This is a genomic window from Rhodococcus sp. 06-418-5 (genome assembly GCF_002258285.1).
Classification (GTDB): domain Bacteria; phylum Actinomycetota; class Actinomycetes; order Mycobacteriales; family Mycobacteriaceae; genus Rhodococcoides.
The window spans coordinates 367,219-382,212 of record NZ_NOYE01000031.1 but is presented as its reverse complement, the minus strand read 5'-3'; the positions used below and the strand labels follow the sequence as shown (position 1 = coordinate 382,212).

Sequence of the window (14,994 nt, the reverse complement as noted above, 5' to 3'; positions counted from 1 at the left end):
AGGGAGGCGGTGTCCGCCTTTCCGGTTGTCATGAAGAAAAGAGTGACACGAGAATCGGATGAGCGCAAGAGGGCACCCATGTGCACGAAACTTCGACCCCTGCTACGAAGTTCCGCTCACGTAGGTCAGCCGCGTGAGCGAAGGATCAACTGGGCCGCGCTGATGTCGTCGATGACGAGGTCGGTGATCAATCCGCCGCGCAGCGCTGCGGTGAGGGCATCGAGTTTGGACGCTCCGGCGACGATGCAGACTCGGCGCGGAACCACCTTGAGCCGATCCAGGCTCGGTCCACTCGATCTGTCGTTCAACGCAATTCGGTCGTGGCTGCCATCGGAGCGCAGGAACACGGTGGCGATGTCGCCCACGACACCGTCCCGTTGGAGCTCGGCTCGATCCTCGCGCTCGAGGTAGCCGGAGCTGTAGACGTGACTCGGAACGGCACCGCTCATGACGCCGATGCTGAACACGGCGAGGTTCATCCGATCCTGTAGTTCGAGTACTCGCTTGATGCTGCGTTCGCGCCACAGGTGTCGGCGGGTTTCGGGGTAGTCGAAGAAGGCGGGCACCGGAAATCCCTGCGCGACAGCACCGTAGGCGTCGGCAAAGGTTCGGACGATGTCGGTGGCGTAGGAGACTCCGGTGGTTCGGGTGTTCGCTGCGCCGTTGAGCTGCACGACGGTGGAGTTGTGGGTTCGTTTGGGTGCGAGCTTGCGGCTGACGGCGCTGACGGTGGTTCCCCAGGCGACGCCCATCACCATGTCGGATTCGAAGAACGATGTCAGCAATCGGCCCGCGAAGGTGGCGACGCGATCGAGGCGCTGCAATTCGTCGACGGTTTCCGACACGGGGACGACATGTGCACGAATGTCGTACAGATCGGCGAATGCACGCTCGATTCGCGGTGCTTGACCGAGCGGGGTGGAGATCTTGATTTCCACCAGTCCCGATGCCCGCGCGAACGTGATGAGTCGTGAGACCGTCGAGCGAGATACGCCCAGCTCACGGCCGATCGCCGCCATCGTCATGTCCTGGAAGTAGTACAGGCGCGCTGCCTGGGTGGCATGGCCGGTCCGCAGATCCGATTCGGGCGCAATGCGTGGGTCCGTCACCGTCGCAGTGTACGACCGATTTGCACATATGTGCATCAGCTGTGCAACGCAGTGCAGGCCGTCTACCGTGGCAAACAGCACGCAATGTGGCGTGCATCACCAACTTTGCGGAGGCTACACAATGGCTCGTAAGGAACCGGAATGGGGACTGCCGGCGCACATGGCTGCCGAGTTCGCCGGAACCATGATTCTCATTCTGTTCGGCGCCGGCGTCGTCGCGCAGGTGGTCTCGGGCGGTGAATCGGGAAGTCTCGGAGACCACGACTCGATCGCCTGGGCATGGGGCCTGGGGGTGATGTTCGGCATCTACGTCGCCGGTCGAATCACCGGCGCGCACCTCAACCCCGCGGTCACGATCACGTTCGCACTCTTCCGCGGATTCAGCTGGAAGATGGTTGCGCCCTACATCCTCGCGCAGACCGCAGGTGCCTTCGTGGCCGCGCTGCTGGTGCGCTGGAACTACAACGACATGATCAATGCAGTCGACCCCGGGCACACCACCGCCACCCAGACGATCTTCTCGACGCTTCCCGGCAACGGAACGTTGCCCGTCAGCGTCTCCTCGGCACTGATCGACCAGATCATCGGCACCGCGATCCTGCTGTTCCTCATTGTGGCAGTGACCGATTCGCTCGGCACCGCGCCGATGGCCAACATGGCTCCACTGATCGTCGGCCTCATCGTGGTCGCCATCGGCTTCGCATGGGCCACCAACGCCGGATACGCGATCAATCCGGCCCGAGATTTCGGACCTCGCCTGGCGTCGTACATCACCGGATACGGTGGAGCCTGGCGAGATCAATACGGCGGCCTGTACTTCTGGGTACCGATCGTCGGACCTCTCGTAGGCGGACCGATAGGAGTGTTGTTGTACGACCTGCTCATCGGTAAGAACCTGCGCAAAGACGAAGGTTCGACGCCCGAGCCGCCATCACGACTCCCAGCAGACACCCAGACCACAGGAGAGAAGCCATGACCGAGTTCGCAGGAAAGTACGTCGCCGCGATCGATCAGGGAACCACGTCCTCACGCTGCATGATCTTCGATCACGCCGGTACCGTCGTCGCGGTCGATCAGAAGGAACACAAGCAGATCTTCCCGCAGGCCGGCTGGGTCGAGCACGACGCGTCGGAGATCTGGGACAACGTGCGCGCCGTCGCGGCCGGTGCCATGGCCGCTGCCGATCTGACGCGCGAGGACATCGCCGCAGTCGGCATCACCAACCAGCGTGAGACGGCGCTGGTGTGGGAGCGCGCGACGGGCAAGCCGATCTACAACGCCATCGTCTGGCAGGACACCCGTACCGATCGGATCGCCACCGCACTGGGTGGGGGCGACGCCAACAAGTACACCGCGAAGACCGGGCTGCCCCTGGCGACCTACTTCTCCGGACCCAAGGTCAAGTGGATCCTCGACAACGTCGACGGAGCACGCGCCAAAGCCGAAGCGGGAGAACTGTGTTTCGGCAACATGGACACGTGGGTGCTGTGGAACATGACCGGCGGAACCGACGGTGGGCTGCACTACACCGATCCGACCAACGCCTCGCGTACCCTGCTCATGGATCTCGACACGTTGCAGTGGGACGAGCAGATCTGTGCGGACATGGACATCCCGATGTCGATGTTGCCCGAGATTCGCTCGAGCTCCGAGGTGTATGGCACCGGCCGTGAGCGCGGTCCGTTCCGCGGGGTACCGATTTCCGGCATCCTGGGCGACCAGCAGGCAGCCACCTTCGGGCAGGCCTGCCTGTCTCCCGGCGAGGCCAAGAACACCTATGGCACAGGCAATTTCGTGCTCCTCAACACCGGCACCGAAAAGGTCATGAGCAAGAACGGCCTGCTGACCACGGTCTGCTACAAGATCGGCGACCAGCCGACGGTGTACGCGCTCGAGGGTTCCATCGCCGTGACGGGTTCGCTGGTGCAGTGGCTGCGCGACAACCTGGGCATGATCTCCTCGGCCGCCGACATCGAGACCGACGCACGGTCGGTGGACGACAACGGCGGTGCCTACTTCGTCCCCGCGTTCTCCGGTCTCTTCGCCCCACACTGGCGGTCGGACGCCCGCGGTGCCATCGTGGGACTGACGCGATTCGTCAACAAGGGACACCTGGCCCGCGCCGTCCTCGAGGCCACCGCGTATCAGACGCGTGAGGTGATCGAGGCCATGAACGCAGACTCCGGCGTCGATCTGGAGGTACTCAAGGTCGACGGCGGCATGGTGGTCAACGAGCTGCTGATGCAGTTCCAGTCCGACATCCTGAACGTCGACGTGGTTCGGCCTGTCGTGGCCGAAACCACCGCTCTCGGAGCGGCATACGCGGCCGGCCTCGCCGTCGGGTACTGGGAGAGCGAGGACGACATCCGTCAGAACTGGGCCGAGGACAAGACATGGACGCCGTCCATGGACGAGAACCAGCGGGCGAAGCTCTACGCCGGCTGGAAGAAGGCAGTAACACGTACTCTCGATTGGGTTGATGAAGAATGAGTTCCACCACAACGGCTTTGAGCCCGCAGTCGCGCGCCGACGCGCTGGCGAGGATGGAAGCCGAAGAGCTCGACATCCTGGTGATCGGCGGCGGCGTCGTCGGCGCGGGCACCGCACTCGACGCCGTCACACGCGGCCTGAAGGTCGGTCTGCTCGAAGCGCGTGACTACGCGGCCGGCACGTCCAGCCGCTCGAGCAAGCTCTTCCACGGCGGTCTGCGCTACCTCGAGCAGTTCAACTTCGCGTTGGTGTTCGAGGCGCTCAAGGAGCGTTCGCTGGTACTGAACAAGCTCTGCCCGCATCTCGCTCGTCCGGTGCCGTTCATCTATCCGCTGGAGAAGGTGATCGACCGCCCGTACGTCGGGCTCGGCATCGGCGTGTACGACGTCATGGGTGCCGGACGCGGCGTGCCGAGTCATCACAAGCACCTCGGCAAGAAGAAGACTCTCGAGTCCTTCCCGTCCGGCAAGCGCTCGGCGATCCGCGGTGCGGTGAAGTTCTACGAGGGTCAGGTCGACGATGCTCGGCACACGATGATGCTCGCCCGTACGGCGGCCGCCTACGGTGCGTTGTGCGCCAACAGCACTCGCGTCACGGGCTTCCTGCGGGAGGACGACAAGGTCGTCGGCGTCGTGGCGAGCGACCTCGAAACGGGCCGCTCCTTCGAGGTACGGGCCAAGCAGGTCATCAATGCCGCCGGTGTCTGGACCGACGAGGTGCAGCAGATGGTCGGTGGGCGTGGACAATTCCAGGTTCGCGCGTCCAAGGGTGTGCACCTGGTGGTGCCGCGCAATCGCATCAACAGTGCCACCGGCATCATCACGCGAACCGAGAAGAGTCTGCTGTTCGTCATTCCGTGGGGAAGTCATTGGATCATCGGTACGACCGATACCGACTGGAAGCTCGATCTGGCTCACCCGGCCGCGAGCCAGAGCGACATCGACTACATCCTGGGCCACGTGAACAAGCTGCTCGCCGATCCGTTGGACCGCACCGACGTCGTCGGTGTGTACGCGGGACTGCGACCGTTGCTGTTCGGTGAATCCGATTCCACCAGCACACTCTCGCGTGAGCACGCGGTGTCCAGTCCGGTGCGCGGATTGACGGTGATCGCGGGTGGCAAGTACACCACCTATCGCGTGATGGCCAAGGACGCAGTCGATTCCGCAGTGCACGGGCTCGAGCGGACGGTACCGAAGTGCGTCACCGAGGACATTCCGCTCGTCGGTGCCGATGGCTACCTCGGGGCGTTCAACTCCCGTGCCCTGACGGCCGAGCGCACCGGTATGCGTGTCTCACGCGTCGAGCACCTGCTGGGTCGGTACGGCACTCTGATGGGTGAGTTGTTGGACTTGATCGACGGCAACCCCGAGCTCGGCGAGCCTCTCGAGAGTGCGCCGGAGTACCTGAAGGCCGAGGCCGTGTATGCCGCGAGTCACGAAGGCGCGCGGCACCTCGAAGATATTCTGACGCGTCGTACCCGCATCTCCATCGAGGTTCCCGATCGTGGTGAAGCGGCGGCCGACGAGGTGGCCCGGTTGGTGGCACCCATCCTGGGATGGGACGACCAGCACGTTGCCGAAGAGATCGAGCACTATCGGCTTCGCGTTCTGGCAGAACGGGATTCGCAGCAACAGCCCGATGACGACACTGCTGATGCAGCCCGTCTCGGGGCACCGGACGTGCGTGCCGGGGTGAGCTGACCTACTCAGTCGAGTGGTTCGGTGAGGTAGCGCCGCAGCGTCGGTCCTACCCACCGAACCAACTGCTCGTGGGTCATCTCGGCCAATGGAGGTACCGCGAGGATGTAGCGTGCGAACACCAGACCGAGTACCTGGGTTCCCACCAGGGCAGCCCGCTCCGCATACCGATCTGGCGAGACTGCGGCCAGCGCCGGCGCGACCTGGGTGGCGAACACCTGCTGCATGGTCGTTGCCGCCGCGGCATTGGTAGCCGCAGCGCGCATCAGGGCGAGGAACGTTCCGTCTTCCTCCCAGACCTGGAAGAACCTGGGCATCAACACTTCTGCAAAGCGCTCCGGTGGGACGTGGGTCAGATCCGGAATGTCGAGTTCGAACGTGGCGGCCTCGGCGAACAACGCTTCCTTGGTTCGGAAATACCTGACGACCATCGCCGCGTCGACGCCCGCGGTGGCGGCGACGGATCGCATGGTGGTGCGGTCGTAGCCGTCGGCCGCGAATTGGGTGCGGGCTGCGTCGAGAATGCGAGCTCGGGTGGCGGTCGCGGATCGAGGTTGTCGTTCGGTCATCTCCGTAGCCTAAGTCAACGACCGTTGACCACAGTGCTCGGCGGGTCTATCGTCGGAAGTCAACAGTCGTTGACCAAGAATTCGCTGACCCAGGAATTCGCTGACCACAGTGGGAGTGCGTCATGAACCATTCGGACGTGATCGTCGTCGGTGCAGGTCCGGCGGGCTGCATGCTGGCGGGGGAACTCGCGCGTGCGGGCCGCTCGGTGACGGTGCTCGAGAAACACGATGCACCATCACCGCTGTCGCGAGCTTTCGGAGTACATGCCCGCACGCTGGAGATTCTCGACAGTCGTGGTCTGGCCGAGGACCTGCTCTCCACCGGAGCGCACACGCCGGGACTGAAACTCTGGAACGGACTGTCCCTCGACCTCGGCGCACTACCGTCGCAGTTTCCGTATCTGCTGGTCACGCCACAGACCAACGTGGACTCTCGACTCGAGGAGTACGCGCGGGCATCCGGTGCGCGGATTCTGCGCGGGGTCGAGGTCACCGGTCTCGAGCAGAATGCCGACGGGGTAGTGGTGCGCGGGACGGTGGCCGACGGCAGCGCGCAGGAGTGGACGGCGTCGTATGCGGCCGGAACCGACGGAGTGCACAGTATCGTCCGCACGTCGATCGGACTCGACTTCCCCGGCAGGGAATTGCTGCGGTCGATCATGCTCGCGGATGTCCGGTTGGTTGATCCGCCCAACGGTCTGATCAACATCGGCGCAGGCAAGGACTGCTTTGCGTTCGTCGCGCCGTTCGGCGACGGGTGGTTTCGAGTGATCGCCTGCGACCGTACCGACACCGCAGATGTAGCTGCATCCGTCGACGAGACGCGGCTTCGTGACGTGGTGCGCCGCGCACTCGGAACCGACTACGGCTGGACCGACGTGCGATGGAGTTCGCGCTTCTCCTGCGACGAGAGGCAAGTCCGGCGCTACCGAGTGGGCCGGGTATTCCTGGCCGGCGATGCGGCGCACGTACATTCGCCTGCCGGGGGACAGGGCATGAACACCGGAATCCAGGACGCGATGAACCTCGGCTGGAAGCTGGCAGCCGTCCTCGGCGGTGCCGACGAGAAGATCCTCGACACCTATCACGACGAGCGGCATCCAGTGGGAAAGCTGGTGTTGCGCAGTAGCGGCGCGACGATTCGCATGTTGTTGCTGCGCTCGGTGGTAGCGCGGACGTTGCGCAACATCGTCTCCGCACGGGTGCTTCGTAGACAACGTGCCGTCGGCAGGATAGCCGGGACGTTTTCCGGTATTTCGATCTCGTATGCTTGCCGACGTGGCGAGCACCCGCTGGTTGGCCGGCGCGCAGTGCAGATACCCCTCATCGACGGCACCGTCACCACGGCGCTGCGCGACACCACGTTTCTGATGATCGGCGAGAACGATTGCAGCCGAACGGATATCCCCCGCCGAGCCGACCACGGTCCGGCAGTCCTCGTCCGGCCCGATGGATACATCGCATGGGCCGGACGATCGGACTCGAATCAATGGCAGGCTGTTCGAGACCGGTGGACAGCAGAGTGTTCCGCCTCGATCAGCCCTGCAGCAACGTGAACGAGTGCTCTCGGATCAGGATGGACGGGCCGCCGGCCTCGTAGGCCTGATCCGGGTCGCTCGAGATCGTCTGAGTCCAGGTGCCCTTCGGCAGAGTGAATTCCACGGCTCCGGGTGAGGCGTTGACCATCCACGCGAACGAGGCATCACTTTCCCCGGCGCGCATGAGGACCAGAATGCTGTGGGCGTTGCCGTCGGACCAATCCTCGTCGGACAGCTTCTCGCCGTCGGCGCGATAGAAGTCGACGGTGTCCGGGCCGGCTCCCTCCTCGTCGGAATCGCTGTCGTGCCGAAACCAGGTGGGGCGCAGTGCCGGGTGCTCGGTGCGAAGCGCGATGAGGTGCGTGGTGAAGTCGATGAGGTCCTGATCGGCTGTGCTCCAGTCGAACCAGGAGACCTCGTTGTCCTGGCAGTAGGCATTGTTGTTGCCGTTCTGCGTCCGGCCGAGCTCGTCGCCGCCGAGGATCATCGGCACACCGGCCGAGAGCAGCAGCGTCGCAAGGTGATTGCGTTGCTGGCGAGCCCGCAACGCGTTGACACCCTCGTCGTCGGTCGGGCCCTCGGCACCGCAACCCCACGAGCGGTTGTCGGATTCGCCGTCCTGGCTGTCCTCGCCGTTCTCCTCGTTGTGTTTGTCGTCGTAGGAGTTCAGGTCGGCCAACGTGAAGCCGTCGTGTGCGGTGATGAAGTTGACGCTGGCCAACGTGGGTCGACGGGTGCTCTCGTAGACGTCCGGGCTGCCGGTGACACGTTGCGCCAGTGCAGGCAGAGCGCCGCTCTCGCCGCGCCAGAAATCGCGAACGTCGTCGCGGAACTTGCCGTTCCACTCCGACCAGCGCGCCGGGAAGCCGCCCACCTGGTAGCCCTGGGTGTCCCACGGTTCGGCGATGAGCTTGACCGGCGCGAGCGTCGGATCCTGATGCACGAGGCTGAGGAACGCGCTGTGCACGTCGAGGTCCGAGTCCTGACGAGTCAGGGTGCTGGCCAGGTCGAAGCGGAAGCCGTCGACGTGCATCTCGGTCACCCAGTAGCGCAGTGAGTCGAGGATGAGTGCCAGGGCGGCGGGGTGACCGACGTTGAGGCTGTTGCCGGTACCGGTGGTGTCGTAGTACGCGCTCCGGTCGTCGTCGACGAGTCGGTAGTGCGAGCCGTTGTCGATTCCCTTGAGCGAGAGGGTCGGTCCGAGATGGTTGCCCTCGGCGGTGTGGTTGTAGACGACGTCGAGAATGACCTCGATGCCGTTGTCGTGCATGGCTTTGACCAAGGCCTTGAACTCGTCCACCTGGCCGCCGGTGTCGCCGGTGCTGCTGTACTCGTTGTGCGGGGCGAAGAAGCCGATGGAGTTGTAGCCCCAGTAATTGCGGCGGCCCTCCTCCAGCAGATGCGAATCCTGAACGAACTGGTGGATCGGCAGCAGTTCCACTGCCGTAACGCCGATTCGCTTCAGATGTGCGATGGCTGCGGGGTGTGCCAGTCCGGCATAGGTGCCGCGAATGTCCTCGGGCACATCGGGATTGGTGGCGGTAAATCCCTTGACGTGCACCTCGTAGACGACCGTCTTGTCCAACGGTGTGCGCGGTGACTCGTCTCCCGACCAATCGAAGTTCGATTGCACGGCAACGGAGTACGGCATGTACGGTGCCGAATCCTCGTCGTTGCGGGTCTCCGGTTCCTCGTGCAGATGCGAGAAGACCGACTCGTTCCAGTCGACCTGACCGGTGATGGCGGTGGCGTACGGGTCGAGGAGCAACTTCGCCGAGTTGTGCCGTAACCCCGACGCGGGGTCCCACGGACCGTCGACGCGCAGACCGTACCGCGCTCCCGGGGTGACGTCGGGAACCAGATCGTGAAAGACGTGACCGGTGCGCTGCGTCAAAAGCGTTGTACTGCGCTCTGTTCCGTCGTCGTTCAATACGACCACGGAGACCGAGTCCGCTGTTTCGGAGTAGACGGCAAGGTTGGCACCGTCGTTCGACAGACGTGAGACGCCCAAGGGGTACGGGAGACTGAATGAGGAGGGCATGGTCGCGGCAGTACCCCCGTAAGGCTCGAGCGAAACGCCTGCATACCGAGCGTTCGGCTACTATCGACGGCGAGATTGCGGCCGCCGAGCACCAGCGGGCGCAAGTTACGAAGGACGATGCGATGAACTCCCCACGACCCGATGCCGGTTCGGCCCGCCTGGACGAGCTGTTTCCGGGTGACAACGCGACCGACGCCAGGTTTCGGGAACTGGACTGGGCGGCGACCGAGTTGGGGCCGTTGGATCAGTGGCCGCAAGAGTTGATCACCGCGATTCGCACCGTCATGCCGTCGACGATTCCGATGCTGATCTGGTGGGGTCCACACCTGGTGCAGATCTTCAACCACACGTACACCGACTTCCTCGGCGACAAGTTTCCTGCGGCCGCAGCGCAGCCGGCCAAGGTCTGCTGGGCGGAAATCTGGGACGAGATCGGAGAGTTGGCCCGACAGGTCGTCGACGGCGGCACGGCAGTGCACGGTGCTCGCCAACGGTTCATGATGAACCGGTACGGATTCCTCGAAGAGACGTACTTCACTTTCTCCTACAGCCCGATCCACGGTCCCGGGCGCGCGGTCCTCGGCGTGTTCGTCGCCACGTCGGAGGTCACCCAGCAGGTGCTCGGTGACCGTCGTATGCAGGCGTTGCTGAGCCTGGGGACGCTGACAGGCATCGACACCGACGGTGCCGAGGACATCTGCCGGGCGGCCGTGGGTGCGCTCACGGCCGAAGCATCGGAGTTTCCGCTCGTCGCCGGCTACCTCCGCGAAGGCATGAATGCGGACGGCCGCGTCGAGTGTGTCGTGACCGGCGGCGACGTCGGCTACGAGCGCTCGACGTGGGAGTGCGCCGATCTCGCCCGGGTCGCCGACGGCGCAGTGGCCGTGGCGACGGTCGGCGTGGACGGCAACGTTCCTCGGGCCGTCGTCGTGCCGTTGACGATGGCAGGCCGTGTGCAGCCGGTCGGTGCGCTGCTGATCGGGGTGAGCAGCCACCGAGTGATCGACGATGCCTTCACCTCGTTCTGTGGCGTCGTGGCCGAACGCGTATCGACTGCGCTGACCGCCTCCCAGGCCTTCGAGATGGAGCGGCAACGCGTCGTGGCGCTGGCCGAGGCCGATGCGGCGAAGACGCGGCTGCTCGAAACCGTTGGGCACGAATTCCGAACACCGCTGACCCTTCTCGCCGGTCCGCTGGACTCGGTACGCGAGAGTGCTTCCTCGCAGTTGAGCGAACCCGATCGGCAATCCCTCGACGTGGTCCACCGCGCATCGGTACGACTACGCCGACTCGTCGACGATCTGATGGATGCCGTCAGCGCCGACGCGGGCCGACTCGAGGCCCGTCTCGAACCCACCGATCTCACGGCGGTGACGCGTGACTGCGCGACGCTGTTCGCGACGGTGGCGTCGGACCGCGGTCTCGACCTGGAAGTCGATACGTCCGAGGACGTCGTCGTGCTCAGCGACGGCGAGATGTGGTCGAAGATCGTGTTCAACCTCGTCGCGAACGCCATCAAGTACACCCCCACGGGCCGGGTGTCGGTGCGTCTGAGGGCCGAGACCGACACCGTTCGGCTCGTGATCGCCGATACCGGGCTCGGAATCCCCGAAGACGATCTGTCGCGCATCTTCGATCGATTCCACCGGGTCGAGCACGCGGGAGCGCGCAGTATCGAAGGGTTCGGCATCGGGCTCGCGCTGGTATCGGACCTGCTCACAGCCCTGAACGGGCATGTGGATGTCGACAGCGAGGTGGGCATCGGGAGCACGTTCACCGTGGTCGTGCCCCGGAAGCCGGTCGAGGCCGCGGTGCCCGTCGACCGTCCGGCAACACCGACCGATTCGGTGTCGGCGATCTTCGTGGCCCACGAATCGACGCAGGCGACGCCCGATCGAGCGGACATTCTGCTCGTCGAGGACAACGTCGACATGCGCAACTACCTGCTGAGGCTGCTGACCGAGGAAGGGTGGTCGGTCGCCACCGCAGGCGATATCGAGACCGCACTCGATCTGGCACGGTCGACGCCGCCGGGCATCGTGCTCACCGACGTCATGCTCCCCGGGCGCAGCGGACTGGACCTGGTCGACGAGATCCGCCGCGACACCGGCCTGCAGCGTGTGCCCGTGATACTGCTGACCGCGCGAGCGGGAACGGACTTCGTGCTCGACGGCCTGGGCCGCGGGGCCGACGACTACATCGTCAAACCGTTCCACGATCGAGAACTCGTCGCCCGTGTGCGGGTACACCACGAACTCTCCCGTATGCGCGAACAGATCCTCGCCGAAAGTGACAACCAGGCCTCGACGCTGCGCACTGCCCTCGACACCCGCGGAACGATCGGCCGGGCAGTGGGAATTCTGATGTCGGTCTACCGCATCGACGAAGATGCCGCGTTCACCCAGCTGACCGAACTGTCGCAGAACTCCAACCGAAAGACCCGCGACCTGGCAACCATGATCGTCGACGACTTCACCGCCGGGCTCGACCGAGAGCGTCAGTGATTGCGGCGGTACTTCTCGCGTTCCCGTTCCATTTCGGCCGTCTTCTTCTCGCTCTTCAGACCGGCCGGGAGCCCGTGGATTTCCAGGCGTCGGGCACGGTTCTGGTCCATGTACGCCGCCGTGTAGAACAGCGCGAGCAGCAGGCTGAGCAACACCATCGAGGCGCGTAGCCAGATCGCTCCTGGGAACAGGACGAAAAATCCGATGAAGATCGGCAGGAACGGAATCATCGAGCGCAGGATGTGACGCGGCGTCGCTCCCGGACCGACGAGATCGCGTCGGACCCAGCCCTGGAACTCGTCGGGGAGTTTGCGGCCGAGGACGGCGTAGCCCAGCCATTGGCCGAGGGGCGGACGGGTGCGGGTCGGGCGAGCGTTCACGACAGTGCTCCTGCTGCGATGGCCGCGTCGTTGACGCGGGTGAGGACGCGTCGCAGTTCGTCGAGCTCGGCGAGCGACGCGCCGAGCTTCGCCACGACGGCGGGTGGAATTTTCTCGGCCTTCTTGCGGAGTGCGGCCCCGGCCGGGGTGAGCGCGACGAGCAGAACGCGCTCGTCCTCGACGCTTCGGTTGCGGGTGAGCAACCCCATCGACTCCAGACGCTTGAGAAGCGGCGACAGGGTGGGGGAGTCGAGCTGCAGTGCCGATCCGATGGCTTTGACCGACATCGGCGACTCGCCCCACAGTGCCAGCATCACCAGATATTGCGGATGCGTCAGCCCCATCGGCTCGAGCAGGGGCCGATACACCGACAGCACGGCACGGTTGGCGACGGCGAGTGCAAAGCAGACCTGTCGATCGAGTGCGAGTGGATCTTCGGCGGTGGCCACGGTCCCAGGCTACCAGAATTGAGTAGTGCACTAACCATTAGTGGGCGATGCGATATCGAAAGTCGGTACTCGATGCCCGAAAGATGTTGCAAAGAAGGGCAAATGCTCGCGCGGCGAGGTGTTGCCAGAGTCCCGGTCGGTCCGAATCGGGCGGATCGACGTTCGGCATTCCATCCGGTCGGTTGCTGTGCAATGCTCCATGCAATTCGCCATTTCATTGTGACAAATCCCGCCCTGTTGACACCTCCCGAGAGGATCGCCATGCGTCGTCGACGCATCTTCACCACGTTCGTCGTCGCCGCAGCTCTGTCGGTGTCCTCGGTAGGCGTCGCGACGGCCGATCCCGTCGGGCCGGTCGCGCGGATCGTCGACACGTCCATCGCGTCGCAGACCCTGCGCACGCTGAGCGTGGAATCGCCAGCGATGGGGGCGGTCGTCGAGGTGCAGGTGCTCACCCCGGCAGCACGGTCCGGCTCGCGGCCGACGCTGTACATGCTCAGCGGCATCGGAGAAGAGGACCCCAACAACAGCATGTGGCTCCGCAAGGGCGGCGCGGCCGAATTCTTCGCCGACAAGAACGTCAACGTCGTCCTACCGCTGGCAGGCCCCGGCAGCTTCTACACCGACTGGCAACGGGACGATCCGAAACTCGGCCGATACCAATGGGAGACGTTCCTGACCGAGGAACTCCCCCCGTTGATCGACGCAGCCGTGGACGGCAACGGACGCAACGCGATCGCAGGGCTGTCCATGGGTGCGCAGTCCGCCATGATGCTGGCCGCACGTCACCCCGACCTCTACTCCGGAGTGGCGTCGTACAGTGGTTGTTTCGCCTCCTCGGAGCCCATGGGGCAGGCGAGTATCCGCGCGATCGTCGGAGCATTCGGCGGAAACGCCGACAACATGTGGGGTGGCCCGCTCGATCCCGCGTGGGCGCAACATGATTCGGTAGTCAACGCCGAAAGTCTGCGCGGCACCGACGTGTACGTGTCGGTGGGAACGGGAGCGCCGGGACCGCACGAAAGCTTCGACAGCGCAGCGGCACTGGATGTGGTGGTGGTCGGCGGCCTCATCGAAGTGGGCGCGAACTACTGCACCCATCGACTGGCGGACCGACTCGGCCAGCTGAACATCCCGGCGACATTCGACTTCACCGAGACCGGAACTCATTCGTGGCCGTACTGGGTGGAGCAGCTGCCCAAGAGTTGGCCGACACTGGCCGGGTCGCTCGGGATCTGAGCCGACTCAGCTTCGGTTGGTGTCGCGAAAGTCCTTGGGGGTGCAGCCGAAGCGCGCACGAAACGCGCGGCTGAAATGCGCGGGGTCGGTGAATCCCCACGATGCCGCCAACGCGCCGATGGTGGTGCGGGCATTCTGCGGCTCGCACAGTGCCCGTTTGACGCCGTCGAGTCGCTGCATCCAGATCCATTCACTGGCGGTGCACGGCTCACCGGCGAATGCTCGATGCACCGTACTGAGCGACAAGTGCAGCGAGGCAGCCACTCCCGTGACGGTCAGGTCCGGATCACGCAGTCGCGCGGTCATCGCGCGCTTGATCTCGCCGAGTCTCTCCGACGCCGCATACGGGGCGGGCTTCTCGACCCCGGTGAGTCCGACCAGGCCCGCGACCAGAATGTACTCGACGCTCTGCGACACGGCCTCGGCCGACGCGGTACTCATGTCGGCGTCGTCCATGATCGACGAGATCATGCTGACGAGCAGTTTTCCCGCTCCGTGCCGTCCGGACACAGCGCGCGCGGTCAGAGAATTCGTATCCCGGACGAGCGTCCGCAGCGTTGCTCCGGGGAGCATCAGAACGTATTGGGCGAACGGGTCGTCGAAGCGAAGACTGTAGGGCCGGGTGGTGTCGTAGAGCGCGAAGTCCCCCGGTTGCAGGACCGCAGTTCGGTCGTCCTGGACCACGAACCCGGTTCCCGACGTCTGGACACTGACCAGGAAGTAGTCGTCACTGGTTCGGGAGATACCTGCAGGCGTCCGCAGCACATTCTGAGCCGTCGCAGACACTCGCGACAATCCGAGAGTCGCAAGTCCGGTGGACTCGATACGGCCGGTGATCGCAGATGCGTCCTCCGGAATCGTGCACTCGAGATCGACGTACGTCCGGCTCACCGCCGCGGTCCAGAAGTCGACGCTGTCGGCCCGGTCCACCGAATCGGTGCGCAGCGGATCGCCCATGTCAGGTACCTCCCGTCC

The 14,994-nt window shown here is 64.6% G+C and carries 12 protein-coding genes; 6 read left to right on the top strand and 6 right to left on the bottom strand.

The features are described from left to right. Nucleotides 1–125: 125 nt before the first annotated feature. Nucleotides 126–1,109 carry a sugar-binding transcriptional regulator gene (locus tag CH274_RS23155; RefSeq protein ID WP_094631965.1) on the bottom strand — a complete coding sequence of 328 codons (984 nt, stop codon included), beginning with the start codon at nt 1,107–1,109 and terminating at the stop codon, nt 126–128. A 121-nt stretch (nt 1,110–1,230) separates the two neighbouring features. Between CH274_RS23155 and CH274_RS23150 the strand changes: the two genes are divergently transcribed. The 3 genes from CH274_RS23150 to CH274_RS23140 are packed head-to-tail and all read left to right on the top strand — an operon-like array spanning nt 1,231 to nt 5,302. Next, on the top strand, nt 1,231–2,085 hold the full coding sequence (locus CH274_RS23150; RefSeq protein ID WP_094646524.1) for an MIP/aquaporin family protein: 855 nt from the start codon (nt 1,231–1,233) through the stop codon (nt 2,083–2,085). Then, the gene (gene glpK, locus CH274_RS23145; protein ID WP_045198146.1) at nt 2,082–3,599 is read left to right on the top strand and encodes a glycerol kinase GlpK; all 1,518 of its coding nucleotides are present in this window, start codon (nt 2,082–2,084) and stop codon (nt 3,597–3,599) included. Before CH274_RS23150 ends, glpK begins: the two co-directional genes overlap by 4 nt. Beyond that, a complete protein-coding gene (locus CH274_RS23140) occupies nt 3,596–5,302 on the top strand; it encodes a glycerol-3-phosphate dehydrogenase/oxidase (protein ID WP_032395443.1) in 1,707 nt (568 codons plus the stop codon). The genes glpK and CH274_RS23140 overlap by 4 nt, the downstream gene beginning before the upstream one ends. A gap of 5 nt (nt 5,303–5,307) precedes the next feature. Here the strand turns inward: CH274_RS23140 and CH274_RS23135 are convergent, their stop codons facing one another. Beyond that, the gene (locus CH274_RS23135; RefSeq protein ID WP_094659042.1) at nt 5,308–5,868 is read right to left on the bottom strand and encodes a TetR/AcrR family transcriptional regulator; all 561 of its coding nucleotides are present in this window, start codon (nt 5,866–5,868) and stop codon (nt 5,308–5,310) included. Nucleotides 5,869–5,990: 122 nt separating this feature from the next. Between CH274_RS23135 and CH274_RS23130 the strand changes: the two genes are divergently transcribed. After that, nucleotides 5,991–7,424, top strand: coding sequence for an FAD-dependent oxidoreductase (locus CH274_RS23130; RefSeq protein ID WP_094659041.1), 1,434 nt, complete (start codon nt 5,991–5,993; stop codon nt 7,422–7,424). On the opposite strand, the gene glgX is transcribed toward CH274_RS23130, so the two are convergent. Then, the gene (gene glgX, locus CH274_RS23125) at nt 7,405–9,447 is read right to left on the bottom strand and encodes a glycogen debranching protein GlgX (RefSeq protein WP_094659040.1); all 2,043 of its coding nucleotides are present in this window, start codon (nt 9,445–9,447) and stop codon (nt 7,405–7,407) included. The two genes, CH274_RS23130 and glgX, sit on opposite strands and share 20 nt — an antisense overlap. 122 nt (nt 9,448–9,569) lie before the next feature. On the opposite strand from glgX, the gene CH274_RS23120 reads away from it, so the two are divergent. Continuing rightward, nucleotides 9,570–11,951: a response regulator gene (locus CH274_RS23120; protein ID WP_094659039.1), complete on the top strand. Its 2,382-nt coding sequence runs from the start codon at nt 9,570–9,572 to the stop codon at nt 11,949–11,951. Here CH274_RS23120 and CH274_RS23115 read toward each other — a convergent pair. Continuing rightward, nucleotides 11,945–12,331 carry a DUF5313 family protein gene (locus CH274_RS23115; protein WP_094646528.1) on the bottom strand — a complete coding sequence of 129 codons (387 nt, stop codon included), beginning with the start codon at nt 12,329–12,331 and terminating at the stop codon, nt 11,945–11,947. The two genes, CH274_RS23120 and CH274_RS23115, sit on opposite strands and share 7 nt — an antisense overlap. Continuing rightward, nucleotides 12,328–12,780, bottom strand: coding sequence for a MarR family winged helix-turn-helix transcriptional regulator (locus tag CH274_RS23110; RefSeq protein ID WP_045198157.1), 453 nt, complete (start codon nt 12,778–12,780; stop codon nt 12,328–12,330). The genes CH274_RS23115 and CH274_RS23110 overlap by 4 nt, the downstream gene beginning before the upstream one ends. 261 nt (nt 12,781–13,041) lie before the next feature. On the opposite strand from CH274_RS23110, the gene CH274_RS23105 reads away from it, so the two are divergent. Further along, a complete protein-coding gene (locus CH274_RS23105; protein ID WP_094659162.1) occupies nt 13,042–14,019 on the top strand; it encodes an alpha/beta hydrolase in 978 nt (325 codons plus the stop codon). A 6-nt stretch (nt 14,020–14,025) separates the two neighbouring features. On the opposite strand, the gene CH274_RS23100 is transcribed toward CH274_RS23105, so the two are convergent. Further along, nucleotides 14,026–14,976, bottom strand: coding sequence for a helix-turn-helix domain-containing protein (locus CH274_RS23100; protein ID WP_094659038.1), 951 nt, complete (start codon nt 14,974–14,976; stop codon nt 14,026–14,028). Nucleotides 14,977–14,994 lie beyond the last annotated feature (18 nt).

Excerpts from the sequence above, each read along its gene's own strand:
- CH274_RS23150 (WP_094646524.1), top strand. The coding sequence starts at position 1,231 with ATGGCTCGTAAGGAACCGGAATGGGGACTGCCGGCGCACATGGCTGCC.
- glpK (WP_045198146.1), top strand. The coding sequence starts at position 2,082 with ATGACCGAGTTCGCAGGAAAGTACGTCGCCGCGATCGATCAGGGAACC.
- CH274_RS23140 (WP_032395443.1), top strand. The coding sequence starts at position 3,596 with ATGAGTTCCACCACAACGGCTTTGAGCCCGCAGTCGCGCGCCGACGCG.
- CH274_RS23135 (WP_094659042.1), bottom strand. The coding sequence starts at position 5,868 with ATGACCGAACGACAACCTCGATCCGCGACCGCCACCCGAGCTCGCATT.
- CH274_RS23130 (WP_094659041.1), top strand. The coding sequence starts at position 5,991 with ATGAACCATTCGGACGTGATCGTCGTCGGTGCAGGTCCGGCGGGCTGC.
- glgX (WP_094659040.1), bottom strand. The coding sequence starts at position 9,447 with ATGCCCTCCTCATTCAGTCTCCCGTACCCCTTGGGCGTCTCACGTCTG.
- CH274_RS23120 (WP_094659039.1), top strand. The coding sequence starts at position 9,570 with ATGAACTCCCCACGACCCGATGCCGGTTCGGCCCGCCTGGACGAGCTG.
- CH274_RS23105 (WP_094659162.1), top strand. The coding sequence starts at position 13,042 with ATGCGTCGTCGACGCATCTTCACCACGTTCGTCGTCGCCGCAGCTCTG.
- CH274_RS23100 (WP_094659038.1), bottom strand. The coding sequence starts at position 14,976 with ATGGGCGATCCGCTGCGCACCGATTCGGTGGACCGGGCCGACAGCGTC.